At 60.5% G+C, this 16,878-nt stretch carries 18 protein-coding genes; 1 reads left to right on the plus strand and 17 read right to left on the minus strand.

Features of this window, described 5'->3' with window-relative positions:
* Positions 1-161: 161 nt before the first annotated feature.
* The 3 genes from QP045_RS00880 to QP045_RS00890 all read right to left on the minus strand — a co-directional run bounded on the left by QP045_RS00880 (position 162) and on the right by QP045_RS00890 (position 3,285).
* A complete protein-coding gene (locus tag QP045_RS00880; RefSeq protein WP_422513063.1) occupies positions 162-1,706 on the minus strand; it encodes a sigma factor-like helix-turn-helix DNA-binding protein in 1,545 nt (514 codons plus the stop codon).
* Between the two features lie 305 nt (positions 1,707-2,011).
* Positions 2,012-2,716, minus strand: a complete 705-nt coding sequence (locus tag QP045_RS00885) for a hypothetical protein (protein ID WP_422513064.1) — start codon at positions 2,714-2,716, stop codon at positions 2,012-2,014.
* A 29-nt stretch (positions 2,717-2,745) separates the two neighbouring features.
* The gene (locus QP045_RS00890) at positions 2,746-3,285 is read right to left on the minus strand and encodes a hypothetical protein (protein ID WP_422513065.1); all 540 of its coding nucleotides are present in this window, start codon (positions 3,283-3,285) and stop codon (positions 2,746-2,748) included.
* Between the two features lie 760 nt (positions 3,286-4,045).
* Here QP045_RS00890 and QP045_RS00895 point away from each other — a divergent pair.
* On the plus strand, positions 4,046-5,518 hold the full coding sequence (locus tag QP045_RS00895) for a hypothetical protein (protein WP_422513066.1): 1,473 nt from the start codon (positions 4,046-4,048) through the stop codon (positions 5,516-5,518).
* Here the strand turns inward: QP045_RS00895 and QP045_RS00900 are convergent.
* The 14 genes from QP045_RS00900 to QP045_RS00965 all read right to left on the minus strand — a co-directional run bounded on the left by QP045_RS00900 (position 5,506) and on the right by QP045_RS00965 (position 16,835).
* The gene (locus tag QP045_RS00900) at positions 5,506-6,111 is read right to left on the minus strand and encodes a hypothetical protein (RefSeq protein ID WP_422513067.1); all 606 of its coding nucleotides are present in this window, start codon (positions 6,109-6,111) and stop codon (positions 5,506-5,508) included. The two genes, QP045_RS00895 and QP045_RS00900, sit on opposite strands and share 13 nt — an antisense overlap.
* Positions 6,112-6,399: 288 nt before the next feature.
* Positions 6,400-7,335 (minus strand): HpcH/HpaI aldolase/citrate lyase family protein, encoded by a 936-nt coding sequence (locus QP045_RS00905; RefSeq protein ID WP_422513068.1) that lies wholly within the window; start codon positions 7,333-7,335, stop codon positions 6,400-6,402.
* Complete coding sequence (locus QP045_RS00910; RefSeq protein ID WP_422513069.1) at positions 7,332-8,438, minus strand: cysteine protease StiP domain-containing protein; 1,107 nt, start codon at positions 8,436-8,438, stop codon at positions 7,332-7,334. Before QP045_RS00910 ends, QP045_RS00905 begins: the two co-directional genes overlap by 4 nt.
* A gap of 220 nt (positions 8,439-8,658) precedes the next feature.
* On the minus strand, positions 8,659-9,441 hold the full coding sequence (locus QP045_RS00915) for a sucrose-6-phosphate hydrolase (protein WP_422513070.1): 783 nt from the start codon (positions 9,439-9,441) through the stop codon (positions 8,659-8,661).
* Complete coding sequence (locus QP045_RS00920; RefSeq protein ID WP_422513071.1) at positions 9,438-10,820, minus strand: phosphoribosyltransferase domain-containing protein; 1,383 nt, start codon at positions 10,818-10,820, stop codon at positions 9,438-9,440. The genes QP045_RS00915 and QP045_RS00920 overlap by 4 nt, the downstream gene beginning before the upstream one ends.
* A 24-nt stretch (positions 10,821-10,844) precedes the next feature.
* Positions 10,845-11,918: a phosphoadenosine phosphosulfate reductase family protein gene (locus QP045_RS00925; protein WP_422513072.1), complete on the minus strand. Its 1,074-nt coding sequence runs from the start codon at positions 11,916-11,918 to the stop codon at positions 10,845-10,847.
* 47 nt (positions 11,919-11,965) lie between these two features.
* Positions 11,966-12,301, minus strand: coding sequence for a hypothetical protein (locus QP045_RS00930; protein ID WP_422513073.1), 336 nt, complete (start codon positions 12,299-12,301; stop codon positions 11,966-11,968).
* A 347-nt stretch (positions 12,302-12,648) separates the two neighbouring features.
* A complete protein-coding gene (locus QP045_RS00935) occupies positions 12,649-13,191 on the minus strand; it encodes a DUF2939 domain-containing protein (protein ID WP_422513074.1) in 543 nt (180 codons plus the stop codon).
* Positions 13,188-14,357 (minus strand): DNA methyltransferase, encoded by a 1,170-nt coding sequence (locus QP045_RS00940; protein WP_422513075.1) that lies wholly within the window; start codon positions 14,355-14,357, stop codon positions 13,188-13,190. The genes QP045_RS00935 and QP045_RS00940 overlap by 4 nt, the downstream gene beginning before the upstream one ends.
* Complete coding sequence (locus QP045_RS00945; protein WP_422513076.1) at positions 14,354-14,689, minus strand: hypothetical protein; 336 nt, start codon at positions 14,687-14,689, stop codon at positions 14,354-14,356. Before QP045_RS00945 ends, QP045_RS00940 begins: the two co-directional genes overlap by 4 nt.
* A gap of 20 nt (positions 14,690-14,709) precedes the next feature.
* The gene (locus QP045_RS00950; protein WP_422513077.1) at positions 14,710-15,177 is read right to left on the minus strand and encodes a hypothetical protein; all 468 of its coding nucleotides are present in this window, start codon (positions 15,175-15,177) and stop codon (positions 14,710-14,712) included.
* A 19-nt stretch (positions 15,178-15,196) separates the two neighbouring features.
* Positions 15,197-15,559 carry an excalibur calcium-binding domain-containing protein gene (locus QP045_RS00955; protein ID WP_422513078.1) on the minus strand — a complete coding sequence of 121 codons (363 nt, stop codon included), beginning with the start codon at positions 15,557-15,559 and terminating at the stop codon, positions 15,197-15,199.
* 8 nt (positions 15,560-15,567) lie between these two features.
* Positions 15,568-16,227 (minus strand): cell wall hydrolase, encoded by a 660-nt coding sequence (locus QP045_RS00960; RefSeq protein WP_422513079.1) that lies wholly within the window; start codon positions 16,225-16,227, stop codon positions 15,568-15,570.
* Positions 16,228-16,418: 191 nt separating this feature from the next.
* Complete coding sequence (locus tag QP045_RS00965; RefSeq protein WP_422513080.1) at positions 16,419-16,835, minus strand: hypothetical protein; 417 nt, start codon at positions 16,833-16,835, stop codon at positions 16,419-16,421.
* Positions 16,836-16,878 lie beyond the last annotated feature (43 nt).

Here is a 16,878-nt window from a genome sequence, read left to right on the forward strand (position 1 = left end):
CCGCGAATTGCTTCGCGGCCGCTATGGATTTGGGAATGTCGCTTGACGTCAACCGAGACGCCGCGGGTGCGATCGGTCGCCGGTCAGATCATTCCATTCTAACACGAAAAACGGCCGCCAGATCGTTCCGGCGGCCGTCTCAATTGTTGCTAGTCGTAAGGTCAGCCGCGCGCGCTGGGCCGAGAACTCTTTTTCGAGATATTCTTCTGACGGCCGAACTTGGTAACCTCACACTCACGCGGGCGGCGTTTTGCCTCGTGGCAGACCCCGACAGCCTGTTCCTGCGTAACAGGGCCGAAGACGAGTGCGTACTGGCCGGTAGCGGTCTCAAGAGCGGCGGGGTGCAACCCCTTGAGCATGTCCCACCCAGACCGGACGCCCGCCCAAGATGCCTGCATCTTGCCGACGCTGGGATAGCTCGCGACCTTTACGCCGTAGGCCTGATGGGGGAGGACGATCTTGGATGCGTCCAGCACTGTTGTGGTTGCAGGCAGCGATCGCGGGCGAGCGCGCAGAGTCGTGGTTTCAGCCTTGTGGACACGAGATACTCCGGTCTCGAACTCCTCCGGCGGTATAGCCCGCGAGCTCTGCGCCGCCGCAGCATTCGCCATGGTCGCAGCCATGGCTACTCCGACGGTTGCGGACGCTACCCGGCGGAGCATTGCATTCCGACGGGAGGGCTTCGGAGGAACAGAAAAGAGAGGAAGCTCTTCGAGGGCGTACATCGGAACGTCAACACGCTCCGCGTCGCTCTCTTCGTCGGACACATCCTCGACGATGGTGGCAACGGCATCATCTTCCGGCTCCGGCAGGATGCCCAATGAATCCTCCAGATGGAACTCGACCGAAGCTGCGTCGACGAGCGACAGATCGAGGGCGGTCGGGCTAAGGCGGATGTCTCGGCCGTTCTCGACCCATGCCAGCGCGACATACTCATCCCACACAGGGTGATAGCCGTCGCTGCAATCCTCGGATACGTGAGCGGTGACGAGGTAGCGGTTCAGGGCGCCAGGCTGGCGCGTCCTGCCGTCCTTTGCCTCAGCTTCAGCTAAGGCCTCAGGGTCGGTGTAGATCCTGGCAGCGATCTGACGGACGCGTTCGCGGGTGATCTCATGGTCCGTCGCGATGACCTCGAGCGTTTCCTTCTGGAGGAAATAGCGCACAAACACCTCGCGCTCGCGAAGCTTGTTGAGGCGATGGAGACGGAGGCCGGAAGGCGTAGCCAAGCGCCCAGTGCGACGCCCTTCACTGCGTCCGAGATAATGCGAGTACGCACGGTCGATCTGCTGATAAACCATGCTGACTTCGAGGTTGCTGAAGATAGCGTTCTGCGCCTGGGGATCCTCGATTACGTCGGCGAGCGTGGAAGTGCCCCCGTCGTCCTGCAGAGGGGTGAAGAGGCTAACATGCCGGACGGGCACGATGGTCTGGATGTTCCGGGATTCCGGCTTCATCTTGTGCTTGAGGTCGCCGACTGCGGCGCGCATCTGGTTGTAGACGTGCGTCGAGAACGAGCTACGGGATGGGTCGAACGACCGAACGGCAGCAAGAATGCCCATCTGGCAAACCTGGGCGCAATCCTCGCCCATATCCGTCATGTATTTCTTGCGAATGATCTTGCCATAGCAACTCTTGAGCATGCGGTCGAGATTGCTTATCGCGAGATCCAGATCTCGGCGTTGGCGGCGATTGATCTCGCCACTCATTGCAAGTCTATCCAGCGCCTGAGCCGAAATGGCCCAGGAATCCAAGCTCGCTACATGCATCTGACCGAAAATCCCCAATCTGATTCCACAACGGCGCTTGTCCTTCGCCGCTGCGGTATCCTGAAATAGAGCTAGATACGTGGGGAACGCAAGATAATTTTTAGGATACGCAAGGGGGTCGGCCGGAATGGAGCCCCCGCTGCGCTGATCCTGCTGTCAATACACAAAAAAGGAATTCTGTTGTCCCATAAACGTCCGCTTCGCCGTGGAGGCGCGCATTTCCGCCCTGTTGACCCGGGGTAGCGTTAGTTCCGTTGGCGGCGCGCGCGGAGGGTTGTTCGCACCCAGACGACCCAGCACGCTACGAAGAGGATCAGGGCGACCGCCTCGCTCGCGGCCAGGATCGTAACAAGCGCGTCGCCTGCCGGATGCCCTAGCGGCAAGAGCCCCGGTTGGTCTTGCAGGTAGATAAGCGCACCACTGGATAGCGAAACCATACCCATGGCCAGCCCGATCTGCATGAGCTTGAGCCTCAGCCTTTCCCTGGGCTTGAGGGGCTTGGCTCGCATTCCTTGTTCTTCGTCATCCCATTCGGCTCCGGGGACTTCCTGACGAAACCTGCTGAGGTCTTCGCGCGCCATCGCAAGCATGTGAGGGCGACCACTTGAAACGATCCGCACCAGAACCTGTGCGGTGGACGATCCGGAGGGGATCATCGACAGGACAATAGCAAACGCGATAGGAAGGCTGATCGCCACCTCGAGAATGGAGGGATCGATCCCGAGGATAATCCCCAGAATGCCCGACGCCAGGCCGAACAGGAACCATATGGACCGTCGCGAAGGGCGATTGTAGGGCGCCACGACGCTGACCGACGTTAGTTCGTCGAGGGAAATAGCCCCGCTTTTTTCGTCGAACATGTCGAATGCGCCGTGGAACTGGCGGAGCTCCCGTCCATCCTTGATCAGCCGGACCGGGCTATGCCGTGCACTGACGAGATCTATTTTCATGACGGAGTTTGTAGGATGAACGTCGCGATTCACAAAGTCCGTGAAGCACTCCTTCTTCCCAGTCGGTAGCGTGTCTGGGCAGCACCGAGAACATAGAGAACGACGTTCTCGCTCAGGAGGTCCTCTAGCCGGGCCGCCGCGGCGACCGCCTCATTGTGAAGACGAACCAGCCTTGATTCCTCATCGCCTGAGGTTAGGCGCGTCTCAACGAGGTCGAATATGTCCTCCGCCAGGACCCCGGGCAACGGCCCCCAGCTTAGAGCCTCATCGCGTGCGAGCACCATCTCTGGAACAGCTGTGATACCTTTCTGGGCGACTGCGAGGCTTAGCGCTCGCATCCGCTCGCGGCGGCCTTCATCCATTCGGACGACAGCATTTTCAGCGAAGTCCGGCTCTCCCAACCACAGCAGTCGCGAAAGCAGGAAATAGAGGGTTTCGACAGCGATCTGTGAAGGCCCAACCAAGGGGTGATTACGGACAATCCACGATGTTTGCTCGTCCTGGGCTTCATAGCAGTCTTCAACTGCCTGCTTGAGATCGGGATAGCGATCGAAGGTATCAAAGTTCATGGGCACCTCCTATGTGGCCGTGCCGGGCATCGCCTGCTGATAGGCGTATATCGAGATCCTGCACACTGTGCCTGGCGTCAGAAACTTGAGTGCGGCTGCCCGGATCCGCGCTGCGTCTCGATAAACTGCCTCACCGTCGCCGGCGTGTGAGGTGCATCGAAGGGCAAGGGCTTCTACGACATCTTCTTCCATTTCCCGAGAAATCTTACGCGGAATTGGGGCGTCCGCCGCGACGAATGTCGGAAGTTCGCGCAAGAAGCGCATCATCCAACCGCCTCCCACGGGGAGATGTGAGAGGTGCTGTACCTGAGCACCGAGCGCGCTTGCGAGTAAATCGTCTGGCAGCAGATGAGGATGCATGGTCCAGACGCGATCCAGCAGGTGGAGAACGCATGCGCCTCCTTCTTCTGCTTCGTTCGCTCGTCTAGCCAGGCGGTCCATCATTCCATAGTAGGATGAGCGCGCGTTTTTTTCAATTACGGCGGGAACCGCGGCGTTGCTGAGTCGTTACTGTCAAACCTTGGAAAGAGAATGGCACCGCGTGCGGGCCGCCCGTCGTAAGACAGGCGGCCCGCTTCGTTATAGCTTGCCGCGATTGGCTTTACGCTTCTACCATCCCATCCTATAAATTCCGGGCGCCTGAGGAGGATGGACGAGAGTGTCGTTGACGTTGAGGGAAAGAGAGGTTCGCGAACTTCTTAGCCGACACAAGGCGAGGATCACGGCAACGGAGCGACCCTTGCGGCGCTCTCGGGAGGATTTGCTCGTCGAGTTCATCAACGACCATTATCCTCGGTTTCGTGAGATCCGGCTTGAGCTCGCGCGTGCCAGGGTGATGCGCATGCAAAGCGCGCGCCTGTCCTCTGACGCCAAGAAGCACCGGCTGACCCATGAACGGAATGTGGAGAGCCTAACCACCCAGCGACATCAGGCGATCCTTGAAGCCGCAACGTGTGAGGACTTCGAAAACTTCGTTGTCGAGCAAACCAGCCACTACGAGTGCGACCTGGACGAGTATGATCTGAACCGGAAGCTGCTGGACGCGATCGACACCGTTCTCGCGCGCACGGAAATTCCGGAGGTCGTGGTCGATTCAGTGGCCCCCGCCATCATTATCTCGGCCGTAGAGAGCCACGAAAGCATCCCGCCGAAATTGGGTGATGTGATGCTGCGGGCGCCACAGCCTTACCACGGACGCCCCATTTTCAAGGAGCGCCAGCCGTCGAAGACCGGGCTACCTGTCTCCATCCTCGGGTTGATGGTCGGGCTGATCGTCTCGATGGATAGCGAGGAGGGCAGGGACGCGCTGTCTAAGGGCGCGATCGCCTCGAAGGGCCGGCTGTTCATGCCGCTCACGGATGAAGGTTGGCCGCAGAGCGGTTGTGACTGGGACGGATTGAACGACTATCTCCCCCTCGCTGCTCGGCGCTTCATCATCCCGTTGCTTCCTGATCTTATCCCGTCGTCGTCATGGGGATCGAGCTTGGCTAACATGCTTGTCCCGTCGAGCTGGGGGCGCCTCCGTCACGAAGCGCTCGACCGCCGGGCGAGGAGTTGCACTGTATGTGGCTCCGGCGTCGACCTCGAGTGTCATGAGATATGGGAATACGCCGAGCCGGTCGACGACAGGTTCTACGGCCTACAGCAACTCAAGGAACTGGCTTCGGTCTGTTCGAAGTGCCACACGATGTACCATATCGGCCGCGAACGTGTGCGGGGCACAGGTGCAGCAGCGGTCGAACGCCTTCGCCTGGTAAACCGATGGTCGCATGAAGAAGCTTCCGCAGGCATGACGTTCCTGGATGAGCGCTTCATCAGACGGTCCCGGCGTATGTGGGCCCTTGATCTATCAGTGCTCGCCGGCACGCGGCTATCGGTCCGGCAGAATTGGCGCCTGCAGCCTGACGGCTGGATCGAGCACGTGGGCGAATTCGGAACTCAGGCCACGCGCATCCTTGGTGTGCTCTGGCATCAGGGCTCGCGTACCGACGTGTTCGATCCCGTTCCTCCGATCCATCTTGTCGGCTGGGATGACAAGGTCGACCCCGCAGATCTTGAAGAGGAAGAGAAGCCTGCAGCTGCGTCGTCTTCGTCGACAACCGGGTCAGGTGGAGGAGTGGAGTCCGAAGAAAACGAGGAAGAATCGGAAGAGGCGGAGAATACGTTGGACCTTGGCGCCGCAATCGCTCCGACGCCTCGTTCCTTCACCTTCGAACCGGCCTACGGACGCTGATCAGGGGAGGGCACCGAGAGCCTTCTCCGGTCGCCCGCTCCGAGCGCGGGCTCAGTCTCGACCCATTTCTTTATCCGCAGAAGCGCTTCATGGGATTCGAGACCGAGTTGCCGCGCCCGTGCCTCAAGGTCTGACATGTTGGCTCGCGGTCGAGCTGCAATCCATGAAAGCAGTTGGGCGTCCTCGCGGGCGAGCCCGGTCCACTTCTCAGGCCCGTATTCAGGTCGCGCATAACGCAGGACGACCTGACGGGCGGGGATCAGGCCGGACACAGTGCGGCGTCCGTCCATACCCTCGTTGTCGAGCAGCATTTCAAGTTGTTCGACGATGACGTCGTAAAGCGTGCCGTCTGCGCTTACCGCGACGTACAGCGACTTTACGATCCGATATCGCGACGGAACGTCGTGCTTCCACAGGTCGAGGGGGCGAGCGCGAAACTCAGGCGTTCTGAGCATGTAATGGTAGTGGGCGCCAAGGATCGACCGCTCGGCTGGCGTGAGCCGTTCAAGGCTATCGGCGAGGTCGACGATGCGCTCCTTTTGAGCTTCCCCCGGCTCCCCGATTGCACGCCCGATCTGGAATGCGTTTTCCATAAAGGCTACGGCCCGAAGCAATGAGGCACTTGGGAGGGGAACCGCTGTCTCGTTCCGGCCGAGGATGAGGAGATCAGTCTTGCCCCCTCGGGCCACAGGCCCATCTTCCCAGGGGATAGGCACGGGAACGTATCCGCGGGCGGCGAGAGCTTCCACGTAAGACGTTGCGCTAGATGCCGCAGCCTCTCCGATCGCCTGAACGAGACTGTCGACCTCGACGGTCAGCAGGCGCAGAGCCTCTGAGGGGGGCGCCATGTCTTTTTCTTCCCGCATGTGCCTTCTATTCCATTATGCGACCGCGCGCAGGGCGGCCTCGGTAACGCCGTAGTGCTCGGCTCGCTCGATGATGTGCGTAGCCCACGTTCGGTGTGTCTGCGGTTCGCACATTGCCCCATGCGACTTGAAGACCGCGGCGGCGTCGGCGGCGAGAATACGCCGCGCGTCCTCGAGATCTTCCGGCGAGACCCGGTAGGCGGCGTGAATCGTCTCGATCTGACTGGGATGGATCGCCGTCTTGGCGATCAGTCCGTGCTCGAGATCGCGGTCAAGCTCCTCGCGAAGCAGTTCCAGGTTGGCGAACATCTCAAGCACCGGCGAACTCATGGAGAAACCGTACGGGATGAAGGTGCCAACCAGAGATGCGATCACAGGCCCCAGCGGTCCTTCATAAAGCGTGCGGCTCCTGGACCGGCGAGCCCCCAGGCAAGAAAGCAGGTCGTTGCCGCCGATCCGTATCGCGAGAACGCGATCGCGCATTGTCTGGAGCTTGTCTCGAAGGCGCTTCATCTCAGCCGGATCGAAAGCCTCTTCGGTCTCGACCGTAGGCATGATCAGATGGTTCGTGCTGTTCAGGCTCTCCGTCCAGCGATCCAGTGTCGAAGCGGTGATTTTCGGAAGGACGAAGCCATCGACCCAATCGATGCTCCGCATCCGCATGAGGCGCGCGAGCATTTCGGGGTTACGCGGCCGTATGAAGGTCAGGACGGAGCTGTTGCGATGCAGTGACATCGCATTAAGCGTACGACCGAGCTGATGGATTGCCTGCTCGACCTGGTCATCCCGGATGGCGTCCTCCAGGCAGAGGACGACGGACTTCAATTCAGGGATCCGCGCCCCTGAGATGAAGTCGATAGCGTCCTCGCGCAACGCCGGCATGTAGAGCGTGGCTCCGAGTTGCAGAGCAGAAACTGTCGATCGTGCTCCCGTCATCGCGATCTCCTTCATTCAGCGGAAGCAGACCGGATGACGGTCGCTGCTCGATAATGGGTTTCGACCGGCATGCGATCGATGGCGATGCCCTTTTGACGCGCCAGGTGCACGAGGTGCTCCACCGCGACATCATCAGGATCGCTCAAATACAGCTTGTCTGGCACACGGCGCAGTACAGCACGCGTTGCCTCGGCGATCCCGGGCTTGATGTTGTTCTCATTGCTGACGCCTGAATCTGCTCGAATTGCCTCGAGCATGCGGATGCAGGCTTCCCTACGAGGAACCCGGTCATACTCCAGCCAGTTCGACGCAGCCCCGGGGTGAAGGAGCATGAGATTCCAGATCCGGTCGAGGAAGTTCTGAGACACATCCTCGTCGGCAAGATGTTCGAGATAGACTGTCCCGTGGAAGTCGTCGGGTCCAATCTGCTCATTGAGCACAGACCGACTGATCAGCCCAGATACAATCCCGTTGAGGATACCTGATGGAATGACATAGTCATCGCCGCTGGCTGCCAGATCCGCACAGCCGGCCGGATCAGCGACGACCGCCAGCGTCGGGCGGACGCCCAGCATCATTGGGCCGCGCTCGCTATGCAGTTCACGAGTGATCGCCCCTTTCCCCGTCCAGCCATCGACGAAAACGATGTCTGAGGGCGCATGATCGCGCAAGATGCGAGCGAGAGCATTCAGGTCGACGCCACGATCCCGAATGATGCTGATGGAATAATGTCGCGATGCGTAGCCGGTCAGCTTTAGATGACGATGGATCAGCGCGCCTATGGGAGTGCCAGCGCGTGCGAGGGAGACGACGGCGATACCAGCGGAGCCGGGTTGTGGCACAACGGTCCGGGCGATTGCCTTGGCAAGCGAGACGAGATCCCGCGCCAGACGGATGCCGTTCTGGTCCATCGCGCGCTCATAAAGATCGAGGTAACGCGAGTCAGGAGCCTGCTCGATGGAGATCATCTCCGAGTAGTGGCGCTCACCCGACTGGATAAGACGCTCCTTCTCCTCGACGTCTGTGTAATCGACGGCCAGCGGCTTGAGTAGGAAGGTGACATCCTCCGGCGAGTAGGAGCCCGAAAACACGGGGGAAGGGTCGTTCGGTGCTGTCATCTGTCTGCCTTGTGGAGAATATGGGTTGTAGGATGGGATGGCGTTTGCCGAAAGAGGCGCAAAGGCGCGACGGCCGTGCGCCTTCAGGCTCGCCCTCCTTGCTTGAACAGGCATGCCCTCGTCGCGAGCCGGCGGGGGGCTCGCGGATTCCCGTTTCGGTTGAGGGGTGCGCTTAGAGCGCGTCACCCGGGGCGCATTGGGGGACCGTTGGTGCTCTCGATCAGAAGTGATCGGCTGAAGCGGCCCCCAGAATTGCCGCGATCTGGCCTCGGGAGGGCGTCATCAGATAATCGCATAGCCCCATGAAAGGCAGGTCAGAGGTGCTGTCTCCGAAGCCGATAACCGGACGCAGCGGGTCATCGTGCCGGACGCCGGCGAGCAGATGTTCTACCGCCTGCCGCTTCCCGAGCCATGACGGCATGAAGGCAGCGTTGTTACCGTTTCGATGAAGCTTCCAGTCGCCAGGCAGAAGCCGCGCGAGCTCTGCAGCGACCTCGTGCAACCGGTTGCTGGGATGACCATCAACCGCATAGTTCTGTTTGACCGAGACGTAGAGGTTCACGCCCTCCTCGGAAACCATCCAGTAGCGGAAAAGGTCGCCGTGTTCTGCGAGGCGCTCTTCCAACATGCGATAGGCTTCTGACACGGGAACCGGTGAAGCGGTGTCCAGCGACGAGAGATGTTCGGTCCAGGCTCGCTCCGGAGAGCCCTCTTTGTCGAGGATCAGGCCACCATGCGAGCAAATAGCCCGCCCACACCCTTTCAGAAAGGTGCGGTCCAACACAGCCTTCGTTCGGGCGGTGACGGGAACGACCTCGCCAGCCGCGAGCCAGCCGTGGAACAGCGATTGAAGCTGCGTCATGTAACCGGAGACTGAGCCGTCCTTGAGCCAGGAAGCCGGCGTCAGTGTTTCTCGGTCGATGCCCTCCGGGATCTTCCTCAGGGTCTGGAAGAGCGTATCATCGAGGTCTGTCAGAACGAGCGGCGCAGTAATCTTGTTCATTGTTTTCCGTTCATCAGCTGGTTCACCGCGTCGATCGCAGGATCTAGGTCCCACTGGTAGACCACGCCGAACACTCGAGTTGTGCGATCGCGCAGGTTCGAGAGAACCTTTACGTCGCTAGTGGTCCTGCCGACTTCACTTACTACGACTACGTCATCGTATGTTGGTGTCAGCGCGTTGTAGAGAAAGCATGGAGCGCCCGAGCCATACGGATCATCAAAATGCGCCGTGTCACCGATGGCGCCGCCCTCCATGACGGGGCTTCTGGTGATGGCCTGGATTCGCACGTCGTTGCCTGCGTCGGCAAGCTTCTCGGCGAGCAGGAGCGCGGGATACGTAAATTCGCATTCTCCCAGCACCAACACCCGTCGGCCAGTGAGATCATAGAGAAGCTCGCGTTGCGGTGGCACACCCTCGTGAGGGTCGCGGATGCCGTAACGGGCGGGTGTTCCCGACTTTGGGGCTTTGCCGTGGCCATTGCTTGAAGCGGCGAGTGCTGCTCGAGCTACGGCTTCAGGGTCAGGCGTCCAGGTAAGCTTGCCAGCCAGGAGATAGTGTCGCGTCGCGGGACGAGGCATACGGTCGAGGTACTCGCCTCCGCTCCAGTCTGTGAGGACAGCGGTCTCGATGCGTTGCACGGCCGGCATAACCTTGAGGAGGGCAGTTGCCGATTCCAGAAAGGTGTTTCCGGTTGAGCATTCGTCATCGACAATGATGAGGGTGCGCGCGGTGCGATACACCTCACGCATTTCTGCAGTCCGCGGCTGCAGAATGAGATGCGAAGTTGCGTGACTGTGCGCCTCTTCGAACGCGAGGAGGGGCGTGTTCCAGTCAACCTGGCGGGTCGACTGGACATAATAGACGTCATCGCGGCCCGTGCCGCCCACGTAGCCTGCATGCACTCCCTGCCCCAAGGCAGTAGCCGTCTCGGCCATGCCGACAATCAGAACGGGCCCGGGAAGCTGACTGGGGAGCATGTCGGACAGATCGTTCATCGCCTGCCGAAAGTCCGACGGGCAGGCGGGGATGTGCCGCCCTAGAACCTTCGAGACAATGAGGAAGCCTCGCTTCGGGTTCGCGCGGGCGCCGAAGTCGCTCAGCCGCTGGAGTGGCCAGTCTTCGTGGTGGCTGTGGATGCTGAGATGCAGATTGCCGCTCAGGAGCGGTACGTCGACCTCCTCATAGACCGGCGTCGCTTTGAACATGTCCAGGCCCTTCTGCAACGACCAGCCCCGGTCCGTGCAGTAAGCCGCGAAAGAGGAGTAGCCGTCTTCTTTCGCCAAGGCTTCGAGTGCGGAAGCCTTGTCGTGAGGGCTGACGACAACCGCGACCTCGGACTCGTCATTTGCGGTCACGATCCGCATCATCGCTTCTTTCATCTTTATTCCTTGATCATGTCCAGCTTAGATCGGACCCGCGTTTTCTCCGAAGGCGCCTTTGGGTAGCGTCCATTCGTTGAGCACGATCGGTTCATTGTAGTCAGTCGAAAGGGCGACCTCGACCATGCCGGGATCTAGGTCGAACGCAGTACCATCATCCGCGGTCTGCTCAATCGTCACACCCCGGCGGATGGTGTGGCCGAAGCGACGTTCGAGCTCGGCGAATTCTTCGAACCGATCAGGGACCATTTGGCGTAGGGTGGCGAGGTGGGACTTCCCCGAGAAGATGCAGAACTGGCAACTCGCCCGTGACCATCCAAGATGGTAGCACGGATGGGGATTGACCCGGTGTCGAGCGATGATGTCCCACACCTGCTCCTCGGTCCACCCGTGAATGGGGCGCCAATGATGTACCGTTCGCCGAGCGATTGGACCTGGAGCGTGATTGCGATGAGTTTCGAACGTCGCGTACTTCGAACGTGACGGGGACTCCTGCGCGCGCTCGCCTGTCACCACCAGGATGCGCCGCCCCTTCAGTCGGGGCTGTCCGGCGATCGCCGCAGCGAAGACATCGATCTTGCCGACGGAGGAGCACCACCTGGTCATCAGGTCCGCACCAAGTGCCGGCCAGCGAAGGCGCGTGGAGATCTTCCCGTTTGTTCCTCCGGCCGTTCCGATCCCGTTGGGGGTTTCGAATGCTGCAGGCGCGAGCCGATCGTTCTCCTTGAGAAGTTCGCGCTTCAAGCCGCCTACGCGCCAGGAGTGGTAAATCTTCAGGCCGAACGCGGCCGCGAAGGCGTCGCAGTAAGCAGGTGTCACCGGCCAATCGAAAAAGGCGGCCTCACCGTGGCCGTCGATGTCGTGATGCCAGAGTTCAATGCGATCGCGCGGGACACCACGGTCGAGCAAGTCCAGGACACAAGCGACACTGTCCTTGCCGCCGGAGAATGCCACGATGACGTCGTCGTAGGTATCCAGGTCGGGTGTAGCTCTGCCTTCTACAACAGAAATCCGAGGAGCATTCACGTCCTTGATGTCGATCACATCGAGGACGCGTTCTGGGGTATCATCAAGGTCAAAGAAGCTGAACTGGTCCATGCTTCATCCCTTCCACGGTTGGAGGACCGGATCAGTGAGTTATCTGGTCAATAATCGGCGTCAGCATCGGGATCGCAGGCGCAGCGAGTGATCTTCCAAGTCCCGACGCTGTGTGAGGGGATCACGCCTCGAGGTGCAGAGTACCACGAAGGATCGAGGCGTTCGTTCCACCAAACGCCATCCAGGCGCAGCACCTCATCGGCGTAGATCGGCAACAGCAGATCAAGAACCTCGGCGGTTCCGGCGGATGGGCGATCCTGAAGCGCAACCACGTCCAGGGCCTTGGTGGAGACGTGTCCCTGGACCAACGTGACGCAATTGTCTTCTTCGTCGCCGTCGGCTTCGCTGAGCGCGGCCTCGCGACTTAAGAAGGTCTGGTGCATCTCCACGTCTAGTTCGTCGTCTCGGTACGTCCACCTCCAAAGAGGTACAGCGGCGCAATACCCGTGCCCCACTCCCCAGGCCAGGACGTCGGCTCGATCTGCCGCATTGAGACCCACAGCGTCGAGGAACAGGGCTCCGCGGCGGTCCATCCGCCAGGTCGCCCCACCGACTTGCCCTCGCGCGATCGTCCGCCAGGCGGCGGGGTGTAGCGATACCGAGAGGCCGGCCCCTTCGTACGAGTTTCTGCCCTTCGATGCAGGACGCATGTCGCCAACGTGCCAAAGCCGCTCGATGGGTACGATCAGAGGCTGTTTCATTTGCCGTCCCTATCTTCTAGCGGGCAGCGTTAGCGTGCCGCAGCAGGCCGGATGCCCACGAGCTTCCAGCCCAAGCCGCGCATCTGGAACACCACAGCCCCGCCCTTGCTTCCGGAAACCTCGAACTGGGTCAGGCCGCTGCGACGGACCGATACGTCCTCGCCGACGATCTTGCCGCCAATGGGGTTGTTCGAGCTGCGCGTGTCGGAAAGCATCATCGTGATCAAAGTCGGCTGGACGAAAGCATCGATCATCGCGTTGACGCCGGCGACAGCATTCTTGGCAGCCTCGGGGGATTTGCCATCGCGAGCAACTTTCCGAGCGATTTCGAGCGCGGTCTGCTGCTTGAGGTTCTCCCTCAGAGCGTCAAAGTCCACATAGCTCGTGACGGTCTGAGCGTCCTTCGCTGCCACAGCCCTCTGCATCCGATGAAGAGTGAGGTATGGGGAGACGGCAAGCCAGAGAGCAGCTACCAAGGTCAAACCGATGCCGGCGCCGATGGTGATGCTGCGGTTCTTCGTCATTTTTTCCGTCCTTTTGATGTATTCGCTGCGCGGTTCGATGGCAGTCACGCGGCAAAGCGGAAGCGCGCGCCTTCGATGTATTCACGGTGCATCTCGGTCGTGATCCATTTACGGCCGAGCTCTTCAGCTGCGAGCGCTGTCGTGCCGGACCCGCCAAACGGGTCGAGGACGAGTTCACCGGGACGGCTTAAAAAGCGGATCATGCGCGAAGCGAGTTCACGCGGCATTCTTGCCGGGTGAGGCCTTAGCCCTGCCTCACGACAGGCGGCCGTATAAGCCTGGTCGCCGGAATTCGGGAGACGAATGACGTTCGGCGCGATCGCTCCACCGTTGTCGACGGAGAAGGAGCCTTCCCGATGCGCGTGCCCGGAAGGCTTTATCGACCTGCCAACGCCACCTTTGTCGATGAGCTTTCGCATGGCAGGGGAGTAAGGTTCCAGGATCGAGCGGTTGTCTGCGTACGGACGCTCGGATGGAGAGAGCCACCACAGGGTTTCGTACGCGTTTTTCACTCTGATCCGCTCACGGCCGACGTAATTAGTGGGCACAGGAAGCGTCGACGGGTTATGCCACACGAAACGTTGACACAGGTTGAGGCCCAGCCGGTCGTGGAGGGCTATCACCGTGCGTTCTTGGTAGAGCGACACCGTTGGTGAGTTCTTGGTCCATACGTCCCCAAGGTTGATCACCAGGGACCCGTCCCCGGCCATTGCGGGCATCAAGGTCTCGATTATACGGCAAAGCCAGTCGACATACTCCTCAGCCGCCTCATTCCCGTACTTTTTGCGAGTGTTTAGGGGGTAGGGCGGGCTGGAAAGGAGCAGGCGGACACTGCCAGCATCGATGAGTGAAGCCGCTTCTTCTGCCAGCCCCCAGATTGCGCAGCCGTGCTCGGTGAAAAACACCGTGACCGGGCGGCCTGGGACTGATTTTGTCAGATGTTCCCTACCGCGGTCGCTTAAACTCCATCGCCTCTCGCCCCTTTCGACTAGCCCAGCGATGCGTGCGTGTTGTTGGGCCCACCGCACGCGATGTGCGAGCAGGTTGTGATCCTGTCCGCCGATCTTGCCGCGGCGCTGCGTGGCCTCAATGTCGAGGCCAAGACCGTCTGCGATCCTCTCTTTCAAGATCCCGGTCGTCGCGCTCCCGCCTTCGTCCTCAAGAGCTTCCAGCAATGGCAGGATAAGTTGCCTCTGGGAGGGCAGGCTGATCACAGGGTGTTACCGAACATATCAGGGGTCACTTCGCATCGGAGGGTGCAGCCGGCGGCATGCTCCCACAGGAGGGGGTGGTCGCGGCGGAGTAGCTCGAGGAGTGCGCCCTGATCGCGGAAGATCAGTATTTCAGGATGGGTCGTCGAGTCTAGTCCTGCAAGCTCGAGGTAAGCCTTTTTTAGCCCGGGTGGGGCATCGACGAAGCGCAGGCCGGTTCGCATTGCCATGAGGGCAACGACGTCTTCAGGCTCGGCGTGTGGGACCCATCCGCGCACATCGACGGTGCCGGAGAAACCCCGCCCTTCATACAAGAGGTCGAGAGGCGAGGTCATAGCAATTCTCCTAAGCCTTTTCAGGTGCGCGGCTTTTTGGCGTCTCCGAGGCCGCGAACAACAGTTCCGAAAACAGCGCCGAGCGGCGTCTTGGCGCCCTCTGGGGTGAGCGCTCCGGCAAAGGCGCCAAGCAGATCAATGCGGCCGTCCGTGCTGACCGGAATTCCCAGCGAAGCAAGGACCGCTTCTGCATCGCTGCTCATGGAGGAGTTGCTGCTGGCCGACGGTTCTCCTGTCGCTCGCATGTTGTCGGCGTGCGGACTGCCGTTGGCTTGGTAGGGCTTCTGGCGATTGCCAGCAGAAGTGTCAGCTTCAGAGGTCTCCGTCGTGCCTGTTAGATACGCGATGTACTGAGCCGCGGCCATTTTGCCCAAAGTGACGTTTCCGGCCGTTTTCTCGATGAAGTAGCGATCGATAATCTGACGCACGGTGGGGAGATCGTCCCCCTCAACCTGGATATTGCGATCGAGCAGACTGTTGATATTCACGTAAGGTTCCTTCCTGATGTCAGTGCTTTCCGCAGAGTTTCTCACAGGGGATGCCGTCTCCATCGCGATCCAGGCGACGCATTCCGCAGTGCTGCAAGTGATGATAAGCGTCGTCGCAGTCCGCCATGTCAGCGCAGACCCGCTTCCCGTCTCGACACGAGAGCGGATAGGCCGGATCGGCCGGCGCCGGCGGCTCCGCGATCATCGTTTCAGAGCGAATGGCGTCTACGTCCGACGGCAAGAGCATTTCGGCGTGGAACGGGTTGCGGCGCAAGTCCTGGCCCGGAGCGATTTGTTCAGGGGTTTCACTCCCGCCCATGGCTTCTTGTGAACAGGCCGCGAGCAGGAACGGAGCAAGTGCGATAAGTGGGGTGAAACGCATTCTCGTTCCTACGAGTAGAAGTGATGAGCCCCGATCCGGGCAACTGCTTGGCGGTTCCATCCTGGGGACACATAGGTCGCATGGAAGTACAGGGCTTTTCGCGCGCGGCTGGGCCACCCCTTCTTGGCGAGGAGCGCTACGGCGATAGCGGTTCGCCAAGCTTTGCTCGTCGCGTCCACTTCGGGGATCTCCCGTCCACGCACGAAGGAGAATTGTGAGGGTTGGCGGACTACCGCGCAGATGCTGTCGGGAAAGCTGTCCGATCGCGTCCGGTTCAGAACTGTGTGCGCGACGGCAAGCTGACCTTCAAGAGGCTCTCCCCGGGCCTCGAAATAGATGGTCCTAGCCAGACAATCGAGTTCACGAGAGCGGCGGTCAGGGATCGGGTGCTTTTTCACCGCCTCTCGCAGGCTGCGCCGCGATCGTTCCTGTCGCGAGGGAACTGTTGCTGCTGGTGCTGGCGACGGCACTGAAGCAGGCGATGGCGGGGGGATGAGCATGATGTCTCGCCGGGCATTCACCGGATTGGCCGGGATGAACCGATCGGAGACGCTAACGGTCAATATCCCGGCCGCTATGGGAACGAGATACACCCAGCTTCTCCCTGTCGGGACTGCTGATATCAAATTCTTTTCCGATCTGCCGTTGATGATGCCACCCCTTCTCATGAGGGGTCGGCCTTCAAGGCCTCTCCGGTACTTTCTGGATACGACCTAGCCGCCGCTAGACGAGCATGTCAAATCCGGCGCCGTTCCATCCTGAAACCCGTGGAGGTGCAGGCGCGCTTTCGCGCCGCCCGCCTCAAGGCGTTCCGAGTTCTGCCTTAGCCCTCCGAAAGGTAGGGCGCTCGCACCAGCCCTCAGGCTGCAACTGCCATAGGGCGCTCAAATGCGTAGCCAGCCGCGATGCAATCCAATGCTCGGCTGAGGCTGATCAGCAGTTTGTCGATCCCGGCCGCAAAGCCTGTGCATTTCGATCGATGGTGGGGATTTACGCCGGCGCCTACGGCAACGCCGAAGTCGTCCGTCATTCTCGCACCACTTTGCACGTGAGTGACCCAAGGCATGCAGTATACATCCCGATCCTCGCCGACGCCCTTGGAGCCGTCAAAATCGATGCAAACACGAGCGTCACCGAAGGATATCTCGAGGCCAATCTCGCGCGGATCGCACAAGTCTGGGTCTCGCCGGCTGACTCCGGCGCCCCGTGAGCGGCACAGGTCTTCGACCATTTTAGCCATGATCTCGCGATCTGCTTGCTTCATTTCTGTCAGCATGCCGTGCGTACTCCTGAATATGTGTGGGCCGCTGGGCGCGGGA

The sequence above is a fragment of the Sphingomonas sp. 3-13AW genome (genome assembly GCF_049311085.1).
Classification (GTDB): Bacteria; Pseudomonadota; Alphaproteobacteria; order Sphingomonadales; family Sphingomonadaceae; genus Sphingomonas.

Excerpts from the sequence above, each read along its gene's own strand:
- QP045_RS00920 (WP_422513071.1), bottom strand. The coding sequence starts at position 10,820 with ATGAAAGAAGCGATGATGCGGATCGTGACCGCAAATGACGAGTCCGAG.
- QP045_RS00910 (WP_422513069.1), bottom strand. The coding sequence starts at position 8,438 with ATGACAGCACCGAACGACCCTTCCCCCGTGTTTTCGGGCTCCTACTCG.
- QP045_RS00885 (WP_422513064.1), bottom strand. The coding sequence starts at position 2,716 with ATGAAAATAGATCTCGTCAGTGCACGGCATAGCCCGGTCCGGCTGATC.
- QP045_RS00880 (WP_422513063.1), bottom strand. The coding sequence starts at position 1,706 with ATGAGTGGCGAGATCAATCGCCGCCAACGCCGAGATCTGGATCTCGCG.
- QP045_RS00905 (WP_422513068.1), bottom strand. The coding sequence starts at position 7,335 with ATGAAGGAGATCGCGATGACGGGAGCACGATCGACAGTTTCTGCTCTG.
- QP045_RS00915 (WP_422513070.1), bottom strand. The coding sequence starts at position 9,441 with ATGAACAAGATTACTGCGCCGCTCGTTCTGACAGACCTCGATGATACG.
- QP045_RS00930 (WP_422513073.1), bottom strand. The coding sequence starts at position 12,301 with ATGCACCAGACCTTCTTAAGTCGCGAGGCCGCGCTCAGCGAAGCCGAC.
- QP045_RS00890 (WP_422513065.1), bottom strand. The coding sequence starts at position 3,285 with ATGAACTTTGATACCTTCGATCGCTATCCCGATCTCAAGCAGGCAGTT.
- QP045_RS00960 (WP_422513079.1), bottom strand. The coding sequence starts at position 16,227 with ATGAGAAGGGGTGGCATCATCAACGGCAGATCGGAAAAGAATTTGATA.
- QP045_RS00955 (WP_422513078.1), bottom strand. The coding sequence starts at position 15,559 with ATGCGTTTCACCCCACTTATCGCACTTGCTCCGTTCCTGCTCGCGGCC.
- QP045_RS00965 (WP_422513080.1), bottom strand. The coding sequence starts at position 16,835 with ATGCTGACAGAAATGAAGCAAGCAGATCGCGAGATCATGGCTAAAATG.
- QP045_RS00945 (WP_422513076.1), bottom strand. The coding sequence starts at position 14,689 with ATGACCTCGCCTCTCGACCTCTTGTATGAAGGGCGGGGTTTCTCCGGC.
- QP045_RS00900 (WP_422513067.1), bottom strand. The coding sequence starts at position 6,111 with ATGGAAAACGCATTCCAGATCGGGCGTGCAATCGGGGAGCCGGGGGAA.
- QP045_RS00925 (WP_422513072.1), bottom strand. The coding sequence starts at position 11,918 with ATGGACCAGTTCAGCTTCTTTGACCTTGATGATACCCCAGAACGCGTC.